Below are 14,689 nucleotides of genomic sequence, written 5' to 3' on the forward strand. Positions count from 1 at the left end.
CACCAGGATCACTCCTGCTGCACCGTAATGGACCGTGTTCAAACCTGGCTGAGCACCCGCTTGAAAGCCTGCAGAGTCTTATCGATATCGGCAGCGCTGATATCTTTGTGAGTCACCAGGCGTAGTTGCCGAGCGCCGCTGATACGCACTCCTTCCTGCAACAAGCCTTTGACCAGAGCTTCAATATCCACTTCATCGGCCAAAGTGGCAAACACCATATTGGTTTGTACCTGGCTCATATCCAGTGCCAGCTCATCCAACTGACTCAAACCTTCGGCCAAAGCCTTGGCATTGGCGTGATCTTCCGCCAAACGCGCCACCTGCTCAGTCAAGGCCAACTCAGCTGCAGCAGCCAGGATCCCGGCCTGGCGCATCCCGCCACCCAGCATCTTCCGCCAGCGACGCGCCTTATGAATAAGCCGCTCATCCCCGAGTAATAAAGAGCCAACCGGCGCCGCCAACCCCTTGGAGAGACAGATGGATACCGAGTCGAAATACTGGGTTATATCGGCTATCTCCAGTCCTTGCGCCACGGCGGCATTGGCCACCCGGGCACCATCGAGATGGATTTTCAAACCGTGATTGAAGGCCAGCTGCTGCGCCCTGGCCAGATATTCCTGCGGCAATACCTTTCCGCCTATGGTGTTTTCCAGGCTTAATAGACGAGTGCGGGCAAAGTGAAAATCATCGGGTTTGATGGCAGCGCGAATATCTTCGAGCGCTATGCTGCCGTCGGCCTGATTATTCAGTGGTTGAGGCTGAATACTGCCTAACACGGCCGCGCCACCGCCTTCAAACTTGTAATTGTGGGCTTGTTGGCCACACAGGTATTCATCGCCCCGCTCGCAGTGGGACATGAGTGCCAACAGGTTGGCCTGAGTGCCCGAGCTGGTAAACAAGGCACTGTCAAAGCCGAACATCTCGGCGGCCATGGCTTCTAGGCGGTTAACCGTCGGGTCATCGCCGTAGACGTCATCGCCTACCTGCGCGGCCGCCATGGCCTGGCGCATCGCGGCAGTAGGTTGAGTCACGGTATCGCTTCTGAAATCTATCATTTCTCCCCCATATCACATCCAGTTGCCCCGCATTAAGATACATGGGGCCAAAACACTCTAGCGCCGCTCGGCTTGACTGTACAGCACCAGGAGAGCAAAGCTAAATAACTGGACTTTTTACCAAATTGACACCGCCAAACATCCCAAACAAAACGAGAGAAAGACAAGCGTACACATTAATCAGTAATCCTCATGCAATATAAAAACTAAAACCATTTAAAATCATAAAAATACAAAAACAATGCACGACAAATACCAATCAACCATAAATAAAACTAATCCAAAAATTTAAATAAAATCACTGTTAAACTGCGGTATTTTCCGGCAGAATTCTGATCCTTTGTTATTTTGATGCGAATATTATGCAAGAAGCTCAGTTTATCGCCATACTTTGGCTGATTGGTGTACTGGCCGAAGCAATGACCGGCGCATTGGCGGCGGGTAAAAAACAGATGGATCTCTTTGGCGTGGTAATTGTGGGGTGCGCTACCGCCATAGGCGGCGGCACGCTCAGAGACATGCTATTGGGTAACTACCCGCTGATCTGGGTAGAAAACTGGCATTATCTGGTGGCTATCGGCTTTGCTTCACTGTTGACTGTGATAATTGCCCCTGTGATGCGTTACCTGTCAAAGCTGTTTCTGGCAATCGATGCCCTTGGCCTGGCTGTGTTTTCCATTGTCGGAGCCCAAAAGACCCTGCTGCTGGGTTTCAGTCCCGTAGTGGCTGTGGTAATGGGGGTGGTTACCGGGGTTTTCGGCGGTATTATTCGCGACATTCTCTGTAATCAGATGCCGCTGATCTTTCGCAAGGAGCTGTACGCAGTGATCTCCATCATCACTGCAGGGCTCTATGTATTTTTGTCGCAGTGGCAACTGGCCGAATGGATCAATCTCAGCCTGTGTCTCACTCTGGGTTTCAGTTTGCGGATGCTGGCCATCAAGTATCACTGGGCCATGCCAACCTTCGACTACCAAACCGGCTCAGATCCACATCTGGACTAAGTGAGCAGGTAGCCCTCTAAAACTGAAAGCGCCGGCACACAAGCCGGCGTTTTCACATTCAGCCCTTGCTGATTTCGCTCAAGGCCTTGAGCGCCGCGTCATAATCAGGATGGTGAGACACATCTGCCACCAGCTCACGGTACTTGAGCTGGCCATTGGCATCTATAATAAATATCGCTCTGGCCAGCAAGCCTCGGTTAGGGATCAACAGACCATATTTATTACCAAAATCACGCCAGACTGAGTCTGATAATACCTTGATTTTATCGACATTCTCCACCTTGCAGAAACGTTTCTGGGCAAAGGGTAAGTCCTCACTGACTGTCAACATGACCACTGAATCATCAAACTTGCTGAACTCCTTATTGAATCTCTTGGTCTGCAGGGCACAGACGCCGGTATCCAGACTGGGAACCGCGCTGATAAGTACTGTCTTACCCTTGAAGTCACTTAAAGTCACTGGGGCAAACTTGTCATCCACCACCTTAAACCCTGGTGCAAGCTGGTTAAGCTCGGGCAACTTACCCATCAAGGTGACACTCTGGCCACCCATTTTGACTTCGGCTGCCACCTTCCCTTCTGTCGCCATAGCCGAGGCGCTCGCCAAGGCCAATACACACACGGCGCTCCACTTTGTCAGTTTCAACATAGTTTTCTCCCTCAATCCCGGTTCAAATTCATCCTGGCTAATATAACCCATTGTCAGAATACAGGTAAAAAAAGACCGGCATCTGCCGGTCTTTGTCCAAAGCTGAACTTACTTGGAAGGCAGCTCTTTGACATGCAGATCCATCTGAGGATATGGAATGCCAATGCCGTTTTCGTCCAGAGACTGTTTAATCTGCTCCATCAGTTCGAAGTAGACCCCCCAGTAATCAGCGGACTTCACCCAAGGGCGAACCACATAGTTAACCGAAGAGTCAGCCAGTGTGTGCAGACCCACAGTATAGCCAGGCTCTTTCAGCACTTTCTCGTGGTTATCGAGAATGCTTGTCAGTATTTGCTTGGTATGACGGATATCGGCATCGTAAGAAACCCCAATCACCAGATCGATACGGCGCTTGTCCATAGCAGAGTAGTTGGTGATGCTACCATTCATGATAGTGGAGTTGGGCACTATGATGACCTTGTTGTCCGGCGTTTTCAGACGGGTAGAGAAAATGGTGATTTCATCTACAGTACCGGCAACACCTGCGGCTTCAACATAGTCACCCACACGACAAGGGCGGAACAGTACCATCAAGACACCGGCGGCAAAGTTGGACAGTGAGCCCTGCAGCGCCAAGCCCACGGCCAAACCGGCGGCACCGAGAACTGCAACCAGAGAGGCTGTCTGAATGCCTAGCTGCCCCAAGGTAGCGATAACGGTAAATACAAACACCACGGCCCAAGCCATGTTGGCGACGAAGGAAACCACTGTCTGATCTATCTTGCGCTTGCCCAACATTTTAGCCGTGACTTTCTTGGCCACATTGGACAGATACTTACCGACAAAGAAAATGACAATGGCAAGCAGTATCTTGATGCCATAGGCCGCGATTAACTCGGGCGCTTGTTTGAACAGCCCTTCGAGATTTTCCATTGAAATACTCCCTTAAAAACCTTATTTAACTTACTTTTTTAAATCGACCACAAACTCAACCCTACGGTTAAGGCTGCGACCCGAGACACTGGTATTATCGGCGGCAGGCTGCTTACTGCCATATCCGCGGGTACTGAATTGCGCCCCCGGAAAACCATAATCTTCAATCAGTACCATTTTGGCACTTTCGGCCCTGGCTTCAGACAAAGGTTGATTTATGGCATCTGAACCGCTGATGTCGGCATGTCCTTCAATGCACAAGTTTACCTTATATTGATGAAGAAAAGCTTTCATTCTGGCAAGTTGCGGCCACTGAGCCAGGGGGATCTGCGCCGAACCCAAGTCAAAATACAGCCTTACTGGATTGACTGTCCCGCATTTTGGGGGATAGGCGCCACCTGACGTTGTCGGTAAACAGATATCCGTCAGGGAGATGGCCTTGCCCAAGACACAACCATTGGCGCTCACAGCTGCCTGTGCCGGGGTATCGGGACAGGCATCTTTAGCATCAGGGACACCATCACCGTCTGAATCTTCCCAGGCAAGTACAGCGCTGCTCAGCAACAGCAGAGGAATAACTCCCGCCAAGCCCAAATAACGGTTCACTCAGGCCTCCCTAACTATCAATCCTTCATCTGTATAGATGAGTTCCAGGCAGAACACAATCCGCCGCCGGTTCACTTGGCTTTAGTGCGCCAAGTCACAGGTCACTTGCTAACGCATTGTATAATCGTCTGTAATTTTAGCCAAGATAAACCAGTATCTGCGGTAAAGAGTCGCTACTACAGCAGAAATCTCCTACATATAGTTGCCTTTTTATTAAACACCTTGCTGATATGGGCCGACATACTTGAGCCGCAAACTGTCATAGAACCAGTTAAACAAGGGGTTGTAGCAAAAGAAGAACACCAGAATACCGGCCTCGATAAAGAAAGCGTTGAGCAAGCTGGTTTCCAGCGCCCAAGCAATAGCGGGAACCGTCACCAGAATGAGTCCGCCTTCAAACCCCAGGGTATGCAATAACCTGAGCCCAATACCACGGGCATCACGGTTATTGCCATAAAGCCGGTCAAACCCCAGGTTGTACAAGTAGTTCCACACAATGGCACACAAACTTAAGAAAACACTCACGCCTGCCATGGTGCCCACTGCGCTGCCTGTGGCCCAGGAGGCAACCGGGATTAATAGAATAAGGGCTATGGCTTCGAATAGCAGCGCCTGAAAAATACGTTCTTGAGTAGTCATGCTTATTTCCATTCTGATTAACAGGCCGCGGATTATCATCTATCATCAAGATACATAAAAGTTAGATACCATCACCAATAGTGATATGTTAACCACAGAACAATTAGAAGCTTTTGTCGCCAGTGTCGAGACGGGCTCCTTTTCAGCCGCCGCCAGACAACTGGGTAAAGTGCAATCCGGTATTAGCCAGCAGATAATGAATCTGGAGCTGGATACCGGGCTGCAACTCTTTGACCGCAGCGGTCGTTATCCCCAATTGACCGCGGCTGGGCATCACCTGTTGCCCTACGCCAAAGCCGTGTTGGCTCAGCACCGCAGATTGGCTCAACAGGTATCCGGTTTGGGCAGTGACACATCAATGGAAGTGATTCTGGCGGTTGATGAAGGGATCCCCTACAACCGCCTCGGCGATCTGCTCAGGCAACTGGAGCTAGAGTTTCCGCAAATTTGCCTGAGTTTGCTGTGCGCCTCGAGCAAAGATGTGATTGCTCTGGTCAAGGAAGGCAAAGCCACTGTGGGCCTGCTGTTTAGTGAACCGGTTTACCCCGAAACCCTGGACTTTGAAACCATAGGCACTGTGACTTTTGAGTTACTGGTCAGCCCCAAACACCCCTTGGCCGAGATACGTGCCATGCATACGGATATTCTCAAACTGCACAGACAACTGGTCATAGGCAGCAAATACTCGAGTAATTTCTGGTTCGATCAGGTGCACTCGCCGGATGTTTGGTTTGCCGACAACTATTACGTCCTGTTGGAGCTGGCCAAACAAGGGTTTGGTTGGGCACTGCTGCCAAGGCCTTTGGCTCAGGAAGCAATGAGTAAGGGGGAATTACAGGCCGTAAAGCTGGATTTTGAAGTAGGCGGCTGGCAGGCCAATGTGGATGTACTCCAGTCATCGGCCAGTCAGGTGTCTAGAGTCAATGTCAGAATGCGGCAACTACTGCGTGAACTGCTTAAAAAACAATAAAGCGGCTTTATGCCGCTTTATTCCAATATTGAATTCCCACATTGTGCCCGTGTGGATCAGAGGTTATTTTTCCACCTTGGGCGGGAAGTTGCTCATTACACTGGCTACCGCCTCGTTAACCTTGGCAATTCGCTTTTGCGGAGTATCGCTATCGCGAATAGTGTCAGCCACTGAGCCACGCCAGATGAGCTTGCCGGACTTGGCGTCGACCAGATCCACAATCAAGGTACCGACTTCATATTCGCGTACTGTGGTTTGGGTCTGCATATTGCCGCCCCAGCCCCAACCCGGCCCCCAATATGGGTTGTAACCATAGTTGGTGTTGAAAGTGTCGACATTGATTTTCTTGTCTACCTTGGTCAGATAGTTAACCAGGATATCGGCGTTTTCCTTGGTAGCAATCTGCAGGCCCTTTTGTGCCAACTGCCGATCCAAGGCATCACGTACTCGCTGATCCATCAAACCATCCAGATGATAGCTGGTGTCTTCGGATTGCTTTTCCACCCAGGCATAACTCTTGTACTGGCTGAAGTTCACACCCGGGTCATAATCCCAGCCAGTATTCAGTGTACTACAAGCACTTAGCACCAGTGCCATTGCGGCTGTTATCAGATACTTCATCGAAATTTCCTCGTTTACCCAGGCCAGGAAACGGCCATAAAAACCCATGAAATCAGCTTACATTTCAATCTTCTGCTCTACAACCGAATTTAACAAAATTTAGTTTACCGATTCAGCTTGACTTCAGCATAGCACCAAATGATAATGATTATCATGTAGATTAAATGGTGAATGACTCATGCTTTGGTATCTCGCATTCTTTATTATTGCCAGTGGCGTTTTGCTGACTCGAAATTCTCTGCTGCAACAGGCGCAGGAACTGGCCGGAATAGGCAGCATCAATCAAGCCAGGCGTTTGCTTATCCTGCCGCTGCTCATTCTCGGTTGGCTCGGTGCCAGATTGGTCGAGCAACAGATTTCACCTTTTGATCTGGCCGCTTTCGGCTTCGTCCTGACGACACTGACACTACTGGTGCCCAAGCTAAGAATACTGATGCTGCCCTGCGCCTTTTTATCTGTGGTGGCAGTGCTTGGCGGAATACTGCTTTCCTGACATCTTCTTGTGATTGCCGGCTTCCAAGCCGGTGGCTGATATTGTTCCCTGCACAATTTCAGTTTTTTACCAGCCACCTTAATGGTGGCTTTTTTTTGATTTCAGCGGCTTGGAGCAAGCCATTGGGCGCTTAGGCTAAATCTGCTAGACTGCGCCCATAAGCCATAGATCAGCATCAACAATGAAAACAGATCCCAATGTCAGTTTGGTATACAGTACCGACAAAGGCCGTATTAGCCAGCCCAAGGAACAAGCCACAGTCCCGACATCCGATGGTATCGTCCGGATCCACAAGGACAGCAAGGGCCGCAAAGGCAAAGGTGTTTCAGTAATCAAGGGGCTGGGACTGGACGCCAAGGCGCTGAAAGATCTGGCGCAAAAACTCAAGAAGCAATGCGGTTGCGGCGGCACAGTAAAAGCGTTCGACATCGAGATCCAGACCGACAATCGTGAGCAACTCCAGGGCCTGCTGGAGAAGCTGGGCTACAAGGTGAAGCTGGCCGGCGGCTGACAGGCAACAAGTACCAGGAGCAGTATGATGGACAGTTTGCAAAATCATTTTCTTATCGCCATGCCTTCGCTCGATGATACTTTCTTCGAGCGTTCGCTCATCTATGTGTGCGAGCACGACAGCAAGGGCGCCATGGGACTCATGGTCAATCGTCCCATAGGCATTGAGGTTGATGAGTTACTGCTGCAGATGGAGCTGGCAGAAGAGGTATCTCTCAAGCCTTCAATAGACAACAGCGTACTGGTAGGCGGTCCGGTGAACCCGGAGCGGGGCTTTGTACTGCACAGCAGTCAACCCTATTGGGCCAACAGCACTGCCATCAATGACGAGATAATGTTGACCAGCTCACGGGATATTCTCACCTCTCTTGGCACCTCAAAGGCGCCGGAGCATTTTCTGGTGGCGCTGGGATACGCTGGCTGGAGCCGCCACCAGCTGGAACAGGAACTGGCGGAAAACAGCTGGCTGACCATTCCCGCCACACCCGAGATACTGTTCAATACTCCCCATGAGCATCGCTGGCTCAAGGCCACCCAATCACTGGGATTCGATATCTGGCAAATGTCCAGCCAGATGGGACACGCTTGATTACAGAGGCAAAATGACTGCAAAAACCGTACTGGGCTTCGATTTCGGCACCAAAAGCATAGGCATAGCCATAGGTCAGCAGTTGACCGGCAGTGCCAGCCCACTGACATCCATCAAGGCAGTGGATGGTATTCCCGATTGGCAGCAGATAGCGGCTTTAATCGAAGAATGGCAACCGGATCTCGTGGTGGTGGGACTGCCACTCAATATGGATGGCACAGAGCAGGAGATGACCCAGAGAGCCCGTAAGTTTGCCAACCGTATTGCCGGGCGCTTCGGTGTCAAGGTGGCCACCCAGGATGAACGTCTGACCACGGCCGATGCCAAGGCCAGATTATTTGAACTCGGTGGCTTCAAGGCGCTGACCAAGGGCCAGATCGATGCCGTCTCTGCTGTGCTGATCATCGAAAGCTATTTCGAGAACCAGTACTGAAACCTCTGCGGCTTAAAGACCCCCGGGGAGTTCAAGCCGCAGCTGGTCCAATCTTATTTCGGCTTCCTCAGGAATGAGTCTCATCTGGATCGGCCCTAGATCCTGCCCCCACAAGCTATCAGGGCCTTTTGCCGGCCAACTGTCTGAGCCCCTGCAGCAAAACCTCCATATCCTCACCATCGGTATAGATATGCGGCGAAAAGCGAAAGCCAAATCTTGGGCGCAAGTCTGTCTTGATCCCCAATCTGTTGAACACTTGCTGCGCCGCCTGCCTATCGGCGAAATCGACTACCACAGTGCCACTGCGCTCGCCGCTGATATTGGGCGTCACCACCTTGAGTTCGTGACTCAGGGCACAATCCAGGATCCCCTGCCCCAGACGCTGATTGTGTTGATAAATTTGACCATCGCCGAAAGCGCGCAGCTGCTGCAGTGACGCCGCTGCCAGCATGTAAGGCAATACGGAAGGCGTGCCCCCCCAAAACCTTTTTGCTCCCTTGGCATAGCGAAAATCATGGATATCGAACTCAAACGGCGCCTCATGGGAGAACCATCCCAGATCCACAGGCTCCAGCGTCTGGGCCAACCTATCGCTGAGCCATAAAAAGGCCGCCCCCGGGCCAGCACAACACCATTTAACGCAGGACCCCAAGACAGCATCAGCCTGCCACTGCCCCAAATCTATCGGTATGATTCCGAGAGACTGGGCAATATCCACCACAGTCATTACTCCTAAGCTTCGGGCCAAAGCGCAAATTTCACTCACAGACTGTAACTGACCGGTTTCGGAAATGGCATGAGTGATAAAGGCCAGCGCCACATCCTCTCCCAAGGCCTGTTGCCACTGACTCAAAGACACCAGCCCGGCTTGCGGCTCAAGCAACTGCAGGCGGTAGCCCTTCTTCTCGGCCTGTTGCAGTACAAACCCCATGGAGGGGAAATCCAGTTCGGTGGCCAAGATCCGCTGACCGGGCTTGGCATTCGGCAGGGCGCCGACCAGCTTGGATAAAGCCGAAGAGAGATTCAGCTGCGGGCAAAAGCCACTGGCGGGAACTCGGGTCAAAGCCGCAAGTTGCTGCAAAAACTGCTCAACCCCCTCGAGCCACACAGGCCAGGCGTCACCGCCTTGATGCTTCCAGGCGCCGAGAAACTCGCTGGCCGCAGCTTCGCAGCCCTTTGGCATGGCGCCCACAGAGTGGGACAAAAAATAGTGCCCTTCGGGCAGATGAAAACGCGATTTCAACGACATTCCAGGCTCCTCAGTCGGCAATCGAGTCGCGTTTGACACCGTAAACACCGCCCCAGATATCTGTCATCTGACCGCGAACTTGCCAAAGTTTAGGGAAAAACTGCATCTTCATACCTGAGTTAAGGATTTCAGTGCTGCGCCCCTTCAGCGACATGCTGTCTATGCCTATGCTTCTGTGGATGAGTTTGATGTGATGGTAACGGAAGTGCTGAAACAGCTGGTCGTACTCTATCATGGCCTCGGCCACCATATAGCTTTCATCGTGACTGTATTCACTGTTGTATATCTGCTCGACCGTCAGCCCCTTTTGCTCAAGGTAGACTCGCTCAAAGGTGAGCCACAGCGGCTTATAAAGCTGCAACAGGGTTTTGAATCCCGGTGATTCCTGACCGCTGCCGTTGCCCAGTTGCAGCCGAATGGCCTGATAATCCTTGATAGACATAGTGTCGAGAATACTCAGTTGCTCGATAAGAAACCCCATCGCCTTATGTACCCGGGCAAACAGGGTCAACACCTTGAAGGTCTCCCCTGCGGCCATACGCTCATCAATCTCCAGCAGGGTGTAACAGATGAGCTTCATCCACAACTCCTCCGACTGATGCACTATTTGAAACTGCAGCTCATCAGCATTACACAACTGCTCATAGGGCTTCTGACAGCTGAGCAATTTGGGAGTATTGAGGTACTTTTCATAATCCAGTCGACCCTCTCCGGCCATGCTGGCATATATCTGCTCGCGATCCATGATGCCTTATCCTTATTCTTGTGTTGTTAACCATAAATTAACATTCAACTTGCCAAGCTAAGGCATAGCGTGGCAGGCAACAAGGGCAGCGAAGCGATCCGCAAACAGCGGCAGTGTCAAATATTGTTGGCAGGGCTGCCGGACTGCAGCCCTGATTAGGGGGGAGGAAGAATGCTTACAGATAGGGACGAACCAACTCGGCCATCATCTCTATATGGCGCGGTCTGTCGTTGAGCGCCGCTATATAGCGGAATGACTTACCACCGGCCTGTTCGAAAAACTCACGGTTCTGCCCGGCAATCTCCTCCAGAGTTTCCAGGCAGTCGGCGCTGAATGCAGGACAGGCAACGGCTACATCTGTGATCCCCTGCTTTGGCAGAGCCATCATGGTTTCATCCGTGTAAGGGCCCAGCCATTTGGCCTTGCCGAAACGAGACTGGAAGCTGCTGATCACATCATCCTCTGCCAGCCCAAGACGTTCGGCCAACAATCTTGAGGTCTTGATACAGAAGCAGTAGTAAGGGTCGCCCAGCTTGAGATTCCGCTCCGGCATACCATGGTACGACAGCACCAGTTTCTGCGGTTTGCCGTGTTGGGCAAAGTCAGCTTCGATGGACTCGGCCAGCGCCTCGATAAACAGCGGATTATCGTGGTAGGTATGGATAAAGTGCAGTGACGGCAAGTAACGCCATTGAGTCAACTCTTTGGCTATGGCATCAAATGCAGAGCCCGTGGTAGGACCGGCATATTGAGGATAGAGCGGCAGCACAACCAGTTTATCGACCCCTTGATTGTGCAGACGTTTGAGCACATCGCCCACCGCCGGGTTGCCGTAACGCATCGCCAAGGCAACTTCGGCTTCAACGCCTTCGGCCTTGAGTTTTTCTGCCAAGGCCTGGGTCTGGCGCTCACTGATATCCATCAGTGGCGAGCCCTTATCAGTCCACACCTCACGGTAAAGGGCCGCCGATTTGGCCGGCCTGACCCTGAGAATAATGCCATGGAGAATAAGCTTCCACAGCGCCTTGGGGATCTCCACCACCCTGGGATCGGAGAGAAATTCGGCCAGATAACGCCTCACCGCCGCGGGTGTCGGTGCGTCCGGCGTCCCCAGATTCAACAGCAATATCCCGGTTTTACCACGCCCGGCGTGGCCCTTGTCTTTATCAAGACCGATAAACTTAGCCAAAATCACCTCAGATAGAAAACGAATAAGTCAGATATTAAAGCACAGATTCAATCGCTTTGATCAATTCATCACTATCGGGTTTGACTCTGGAGTTAAAGCTCTGCACCTGTTGACCGTCGCCACTGACCAGGTACTTGTAGAAGTTCCACTTGGGCGCGCCGGCCTGCTGCCCCAGATAGGCAAATACCGGGTTCACATCACTGCCACGAACCGCAGAGGTAGCCACCATGGTAAAAGTCACGCCATAGTTGATGTAGCACACCTTGGCGGTATCTTTCTCTTCGTTTTCTTCCTGGAAGAAGTCATCGGATGGGAAACCTATCACCACCAGCCCGCGCTCGCGGTAGTCCTTATGCAGGGCTTCAAGCGCCTTGAATTGAGGCGTAAAACCACAATTGCTGGCGGTATTGACCAGAAGCACAGGTTTACCTTGGGTGAGTTCACACAGGTCGACAGACTCCTGGGAATGGAGCTTTCTCAACTTGATATTGAGGTAATCGGGGCACTGACCGGCAAAAACCGCCGTGGGCGCCAAAGCCAATGCTGTAAAAGCCAGCCTCTTCAATGCAGGCCCGGTTAAATTCAATCTTGCCAGGGGCTTGAACACCTTCACCATAACACCTCCATTTGTTTTTATTCTTACCAGCTTCAGTCGTTAAAAGTAGAAGCCAACATTGATATTCAGCCTTGAATGCCAGCTGCTGTCCCCTTCGGCAATACCTATGCCGGGGCCGTTGACAAACCACATGTTTTTACCGGCGATCCAGTCCACGTAGGAGTAGAACTTACCGGCGCTGATGGCGCAACCTGTGACATTCTGCACCGAATCATCCAACCCGGTACCCGAGGCAAATACCTGGCTGTAGTCGTTATAACAGTTGAGCTGAGTGATAGGGCCCCAATCAACATCTATGGTGCGCGACAGGTTAAATGTGAGCACATCGGCCTCGGCCGCTATCTCAAACGGGTAGGCAAAGGCCGACAGCGCCAAACGCTCGCCGGGCATGTCATAGTCATAATGCAGATACTGCACCTGAGTCTGCCAGGCGTGCCAATCCATTTGCCAATGGGCTGCTACCGCCAAGCCATCTGTGTCTTCACCGGCAACGGCGCCGGCCATTGGCTTGTAGTCCAAACGGCTATATTGCACAGAAGCGCCCAGTTTATGGGCAAACTCACCGGACTTCAGGCTGCGCTCGACTCTGGCGTTAAACTGCCCGGCCTCTTCATAGGGGGCGTTTTCTGTGGTGGCGACATCGAAGGAATAGCGCTTGAAGCGGCTACCGTCGCCATATTCATCATTGGCAAACCAGGCGAGATCGTAGCGCCAGCCGTCCTTGTTGTACTGCCAGTGAATACCGGCATCATAGTCGTCTTCAAAGCCGAGATAATAAGTCGCGCCGAACCAGAAGGAATGAGCCGCATAGGGCAGCAAACCGAAAGGCACCTGGGTGACCCCGAGGCGAATGTCCGAGTTTTCTGAAAAGCGATAGCCAAAGAAGGCATGCTGGATCACATCCTGATCCTGATACCAGCGGTACTGAGCCGACGCGAACAGTTCTCCGTTATCGTATTTGACATCGGCGCGAAACAGCTCGAACTCCAACTTGGCATCGTCATCATAGTCTTTCCAGCCATAGTTGACTCGTACCGCCCCGCCGATATCCAGCTCGTCGGAAACCGGCACGGCCGCGGCCGGCAGAGTGAAACAACCGGCCAGAGCCAGACCCAAAGCTGAAAATAAAGTGGTTTGCTGCAATTGCATTCCCCTTCCATCCTTTTCACAAAACAGGCGCAACACAATAACAAAAAGATAGCTCTTTTTCGAACAATCCACTCAATACAAACAAAAAAGGCGTCATTCCGACGCCTTTTGCAGTGCTTTCCCACTAATCCATATCCAGGGTAACTCCCTCCATGAAACCTGAATTGCCGGTGTCATTGCTGTGGAGTTTAATCATGAGTCGCAGGTCGTTAGGTGAGTCGGCATGATGCAGTGCATCGGCGTAGCTGATCTCTCCTTCACAGTAGAGCTTGAACAGCGCCTGGTCGAAGGTTTGCATCCCCTGCTCGTTGGACTTGGCCATGGTGTCCTTGAGCACGTGCAGCTCGTTCTTTTGAATAAGACTGGCCACCCTGGGGGTGTTGATCAGCACTTCGATGGCGGCGCGCCGGCCGCTGCCGTCCACCTTGGGCACCAACTGCTGGGCCACAATACCGCGCAAGTTAAGCGACAGGTCAAATAGCAGTTGTTGGTGCTTACTCTCTGGCACCAGGTGCATGATGCGATCCAGCGCCTGGTTGGCGTTGTTGGCGTGCAGGGTTGCCATACACAAGTGGCCGGTTTCGGCGAACGACAGGGCAAACTCCATGGTTTCCTGGGTACGGATCTCACCGATAAGGATAACGTCCGGCGCCTGGCGCAATGAGCTCTTGAGTGCCGCATCAAACGACTCGGTATCTATACCCACTTCCCGCTGGGTGATAATGCTCTTGCCGTGTTGGTGAACAAATTCCACCGGATCTTCGATGGTGAGTATGTGTCCCCTGGCATTAGCATTACGGTAACCGATAAGTGCCGCCAGCGAGGTGGACTTACCCGTACCGGTTCCCCCTACCATGATCACCAATCCGCGCTTGCTCATTACCAAATCTTTGAGAATGGGCGGCAGGTACAGCTGCTCCACAGTAGGGATCTTGGTTTCGATGCGCCGCATCACGCAGCCCGCCGACTCCCGTTGCCAGAAGGCACTGACCCGGAAACGCCCCAACTCTTTGGCGCCCACAGCAAAGTTACATTCGCGGGTCTCGTGAAACTCCTTTTTCTGCTCCGGCGTCATCAAAGACTCAACAAACTCCAGCGACTGCGCCGGGGTAAAGGCGTTTTCCGCCAGCGGCCTGAGTTCACCGTCCACCTTGGCACTTGGAGGAAAAGCCGCGGTAATAAAGAGATCCGAGGCCTTGCGATCCACCATAGCCTTGAGAAAAGGTCTGACTTCCATGG

At 52.1% G+C, this 14,689-nt stretch carries 18 protein-coding genes; 6 read left to right on the forward strand and 12 right to left on the reverse strand.

Features of this window, described 5'->3' with window-relative positions; genetic code table 11:
• Positions 1-38 precede the first annotated feature (38 nt).
• A complete protein-coding gene (ltaE, locus tag ON072_RS05250) occupies positions 39-1,055 on the reverse strand; it encodes a low-specificity L-threonine aldolase (RefSeq protein ID WP_071237897.1) in 1,017 nt (338 codons plus the stop codon).
• A gap of 362 nt (positions 1,056-1,417) precedes the next feature.
• Here ltaE and ON072_RS05255 point away from each other — a divergent pair, with 362 nt between their 5' ends.
• On the forward strand, positions 1,418-2,059 hold the full coding sequence (locus ON072_RS05255) for a trimeric intracellular cation channel family protein (protein ID WP_025887582.1): 642 nt from the start codon (positions 1,418-1,420) through the stop codon (positions 2,057-2,059).
• A 58-nt stretch (positions 2,060-2,117) separates the two neighbouring features.
• Here ON072_RS05255 and tpx read toward each other — a convergent pair whose 3' ends face one another.
• From tpx to ON072_RS05275, 4 genes are all read right to left on the reverse strand, one after another.
• A complete protein-coding gene (gene tpx, locus ON072_RS05260) occupies positions 2,118-2,708 on the reverse strand; it encodes a thiol peroxidase (protein WP_025009450.1) in 591 nt (196 codons plus the stop codon).
• A 108-nt stretch (positions 2,709-2,816) separates the two neighbouring features.
• On the reverse strand, positions 2,817-3,641 hold the full coding sequence (locus ON072_RS05265; protein WP_025009451.1) for a mechanosensitive ion channel family protein: 825 nt from the start codon (positions 3,639-3,641) through the stop codon (positions 2,817-2,819).
• 30 nt (positions 3,642-3,671) lie between these two features.
• On the reverse strand, positions 3,672-4,247 hold the full coding sequence (locus tag ON072_RS05270; protein WP_144166374.1) for an OmpA family protein: 576 nt from the start codon (positions 4,245-4,247) through the stop codon (positions 3,672-3,674).
• Positions 4,248-4,460: 213 nt separating this feature from the next.
• Positions 4,461-4,886: a PACE efflux transporter gene (locus tag ON072_RS05275; protein WP_025009453.1), complete on the reverse strand. Its 426-nt coding sequence runs from the start codon at positions 4,884-4,886 to the stop codon at positions 4,461-4,463.
• An 85-nt stretch (positions 4,887-4,971) separates the two neighbouring features.
• Between ON072_RS05275 and ON072_RS05280 the strand changes: the two genes are divergently transcribed.
• Positions 4,972-5,856: a LysR family transcriptional regulator gene (locus tag ON072_RS05280; protein WP_025009454.1), complete on the forward strand. Its 885-nt coding sequence runs from the start codon at positions 4,972-4,974 to the stop codon at positions 5,854-5,856.
• 63 nt (positions 5,857-5,919) lie between these two features.
• Here the strand turns inward: ON072_RS05280 and ON072_RS05285 are convergent, their stop codons facing one another.
• The gene (locus tag ON072_RS05285; RefSeq protein ID WP_025887570.1) at positions 5,920-6,477 is read right to left on the reverse strand and encodes a DUF4136 domain-containing protein; all 558 of its coding nucleotides are present in this window, start codon (positions 6,475-6,477) and stop codon (positions 5,920-5,922) included.
• Positions 6,478-6,655: 178 nt separating this feature from the next.
• Here ON072_RS05285 and ON072_RS05290 point away from each other — a divergent pair, with 178 nt between their 5' ends.
• From ON072_RS05290 to ruvX, 4 genes are all read left to right on the forward strand, one after another.
• Positions 6,656-6,970: a hypothetical protein gene (locus ON072_RS05290; RefSeq protein WP_025009456.1), complete on the forward strand. Its 315-nt coding sequence runs from the start codon at positions 6,656-6,658 to the stop codon at positions 6,968-6,970.
• A gap of 181 nt (positions 6,971-7,151) precedes the next feature.
• Complete coding sequence (gene yciH, locus ON072_RS05295) at positions 7,152-7,481, forward strand: stress response translation initiation inhibitor YciH (RefSeq protein WP_025887568.1); 330 nt, start codon at positions 7,152-7,154, stop codon at positions 7,479-7,481.
• Positions 7,482-7,508: 27 nt separating this feature from the next.
• Complete coding sequence (locus tag ON072_RS05300) at positions 7,509-8,069, forward strand: YqgE/AlgH family protein (RefSeq protein WP_062793315.1); 561 nt, start codon at positions 7,509-7,511, stop codon at positions 8,067-8,069.
• A gap of 13 nt (positions 8,070-8,082) precedes the next feature.
• A complete protein-coding gene (gene ruvX, locus ON072_RS05305; RefSeq protein ID WP_025009458.1) occupies positions 8,083-8,502 on the forward strand; it encodes a Holliday junction resolvase RuvX in 420 nt (139 codons plus the stop codon).
• A gap of 118 nt (positions 8,503-8,620) precedes the next feature.
• Here ruvX and ON072_RS05310 read toward each other — a convergent pair whose 3' ends face one another.
• From ON072_RS05310 to ON072_RS05335, 6 genes are all read right to left on the reverse strand, one after another.
• Positions 8,621-9,751, reverse strand: coding sequence for an aminotransferase class V-fold PLP-dependent enzyme (locus ON072_RS05310; protein WP_261752896.1), 1,131 nt, complete (start codon positions 9,749-9,751; stop codon positions 8,621-8,623).
• A 10-nt stretch (positions 9,752-9,761) separates the two neighbouring features.
• On the reverse strand, positions 9,762-10,496 hold the full coding sequence (locus ON072_RS05315; protein ID WP_156020028.1) for a tryptophan 2,3-dioxygenase family protein: 735 nt from the start codon (positions 10,494-10,496) through the stop codon (positions 9,762-9,764).
• Positions 10,497-10,671: 175 nt separating this feature from the next.
• Positions 10,672-11,685, reverse strand: coding sequence for a ferrochelatase (gene hemH / locus ON072_RS05320; RefSeq protein WP_044733989.1), 1,014 nt, complete (start codon positions 11,683-11,685; stop codon positions 10,672-10,674).
• A gap of 34 nt (positions 11,686-11,719) precedes the next feature.
• Positions 11,720-12,301 carry a glutathione peroxidase gene (locus ON072_RS05325; RefSeq protein ID WP_044733988.1) on the reverse strand — a complete coding sequence of 194 codons (582 nt, stop codon included), beginning with the start codon at positions 12,299-12,301 and terminating at the stop codon, positions 11,720-11,722.
• A 39-nt stretch (positions 12,302-12,340) separates the two neighbouring features.
• Positions 12,341-13,450, reverse strand: a complete 1,110-nt coding sequence (locus tag ON072_RS05330; protein WP_052678495.1) for a hypothetical protein — start codon at positions 13,448-13,450, stop codon at positions 12,341-12,343.
• A 124-nt stretch (positions 13,451-13,574) separates the two neighbouring features.
• Positions 13,575-14,687, reverse strand: a complete 1,113-nt coding sequence (locus tag ON072_RS05335; RefSeq protein WP_025887558.1) for a PilT/PilU family type 4a pilus ATPase — start codon at positions 14,685-14,687, stop codon at positions 13,575-13,577.
• Between the last annotated feature and the right edge of the window lie 2 nt (positions 14,688-14,689).

This window comes from Shewanella sp. K8 (genome assembly GCF_028823715.1).
Lineage (GTDB): Bacteria > Pseudomonadota > Gammaproteobacteria > Enterobacterales > Shewanellaceae > Shewanella > Shewanella algae.

What these genes read in the sequence shown, in the direction of transcription:
- ltaE (WP_071237897.1), bottom strand. Translation starts at nt 1,055, where the DNA reads ATGATAGATTTCAGAAGCGATACCGTGACTCAACCTACTGCCGCGATG.
- ON072_RS05335 (WP_025887558.1), bottom strand. Translation starts at nt 14,687, where the DNA reads ATGGAAGTCAGACCTTTTCTCAAGGCTATGGTGGATCGCAAGGCCTCG.
- ON072_RS05280 (WP_025009454.1), top strand. Translation starts at nt 4,972, where the DNA reads ATGTTAACCACAGAACAATTAGAAGCTTTTGTCGCCAGTGTCGAGACG.
- ON072_RS05265 (WP_025009451.1), bottom strand. Translation starts at nt 3,641, where the DNA reads ATGGAAAATCTCGAAGGGCTGTTCAAACAAGCGCCCGAGTTAATCGCG.
- tpx (WP_025009450.1), bottom strand. Translation starts at nt 2,708, where the DNA reads ATGTTGAAACTGACAAAGTGGAGCGCCGTGTGTGTATTGGCCTTGGCG.
- ON072_RS05325 (WP_044733988.1), bottom strand. Translation starts at nt 12,301, where the DNA reads ATGGTGAAGGTGTTCAAGCCCCTGGCAAGATTGAATTTAACCGGGCCT.
- yciH (WP_025887568.1), top strand. Translation starts at nt 7,152, where the DNA reads ATGAAAACAGATCCCAATGTCAGTTTGGTATACAGTACCGACAAAGGC.
- ON072_RS05330 (WP_052678495.1), bottom strand. Translation starts at nt 13,450, where the DNA reads ATGCAATTGCAGCAAACCACTTTATTTTCAGCTTTGGGTCTGGCTCTG.
- ON072_RS05255 (WP_025887582.1), top strand. Translation starts at nt 1,418, where the DNA reads ATGCAAGAAGCTCAGTTTATCGCCATACTTTGGCTGATTGGTGTACTG.
- ON072_RS05315 (WP_156020028.1), bottom strand. Translation starts at nt 10,496, where the DNA reads ATGGATCGCGAGCAGATATATGCCAGCATGGCCGGAGAGGGTCGACTG.
- ruvX (WP_025009458.1), top strand. Translation starts at nt 8,083, where the DNA reads ATGACTGCAAAAACCGTACTGGGCTTCGATTTCGGCACCAAAAGCATA.
- ON072_RS05285 (WP_025887570.1), bottom strand. Translation starts at nt 6,477, where the DNA reads ATGAAGTATCTGATAACAGCCGCAATGGCACTGGTGCTAAGTGCTTGT.
- ON072_RS05275 (WP_025009453.1), bottom strand. Translation starts at nt 4,886, where the DNA reads ATGACTACTCAAGAACGTATTTTTCAGGCGCTGCTATTCGAAGCCATA.
- ON072_RS05310 (WP_261752896.1), bottom strand. Translation starts at nt 9,751, where the DNA reads ATGTCGTTGAAATCGCGTTTTCATCTGCCCGAAGGGCACTATTTTTTG.
- ON072_RS05290 (WP_025009456.1), top strand. Translation starts at nt 6,656, where the DNA reads ATGCTTTGGTATCTCGCATTCTTTATTATTGCCAGTGGCGTTTTGCTG.
- ON072_RS05300 (WP_062793315.1), top strand. Translation starts at nt 7,509, where the DNA reads ATGGACAGTTTGCAAAATCATTTTCTTATCGCCATGCCTTCGCTCGAT.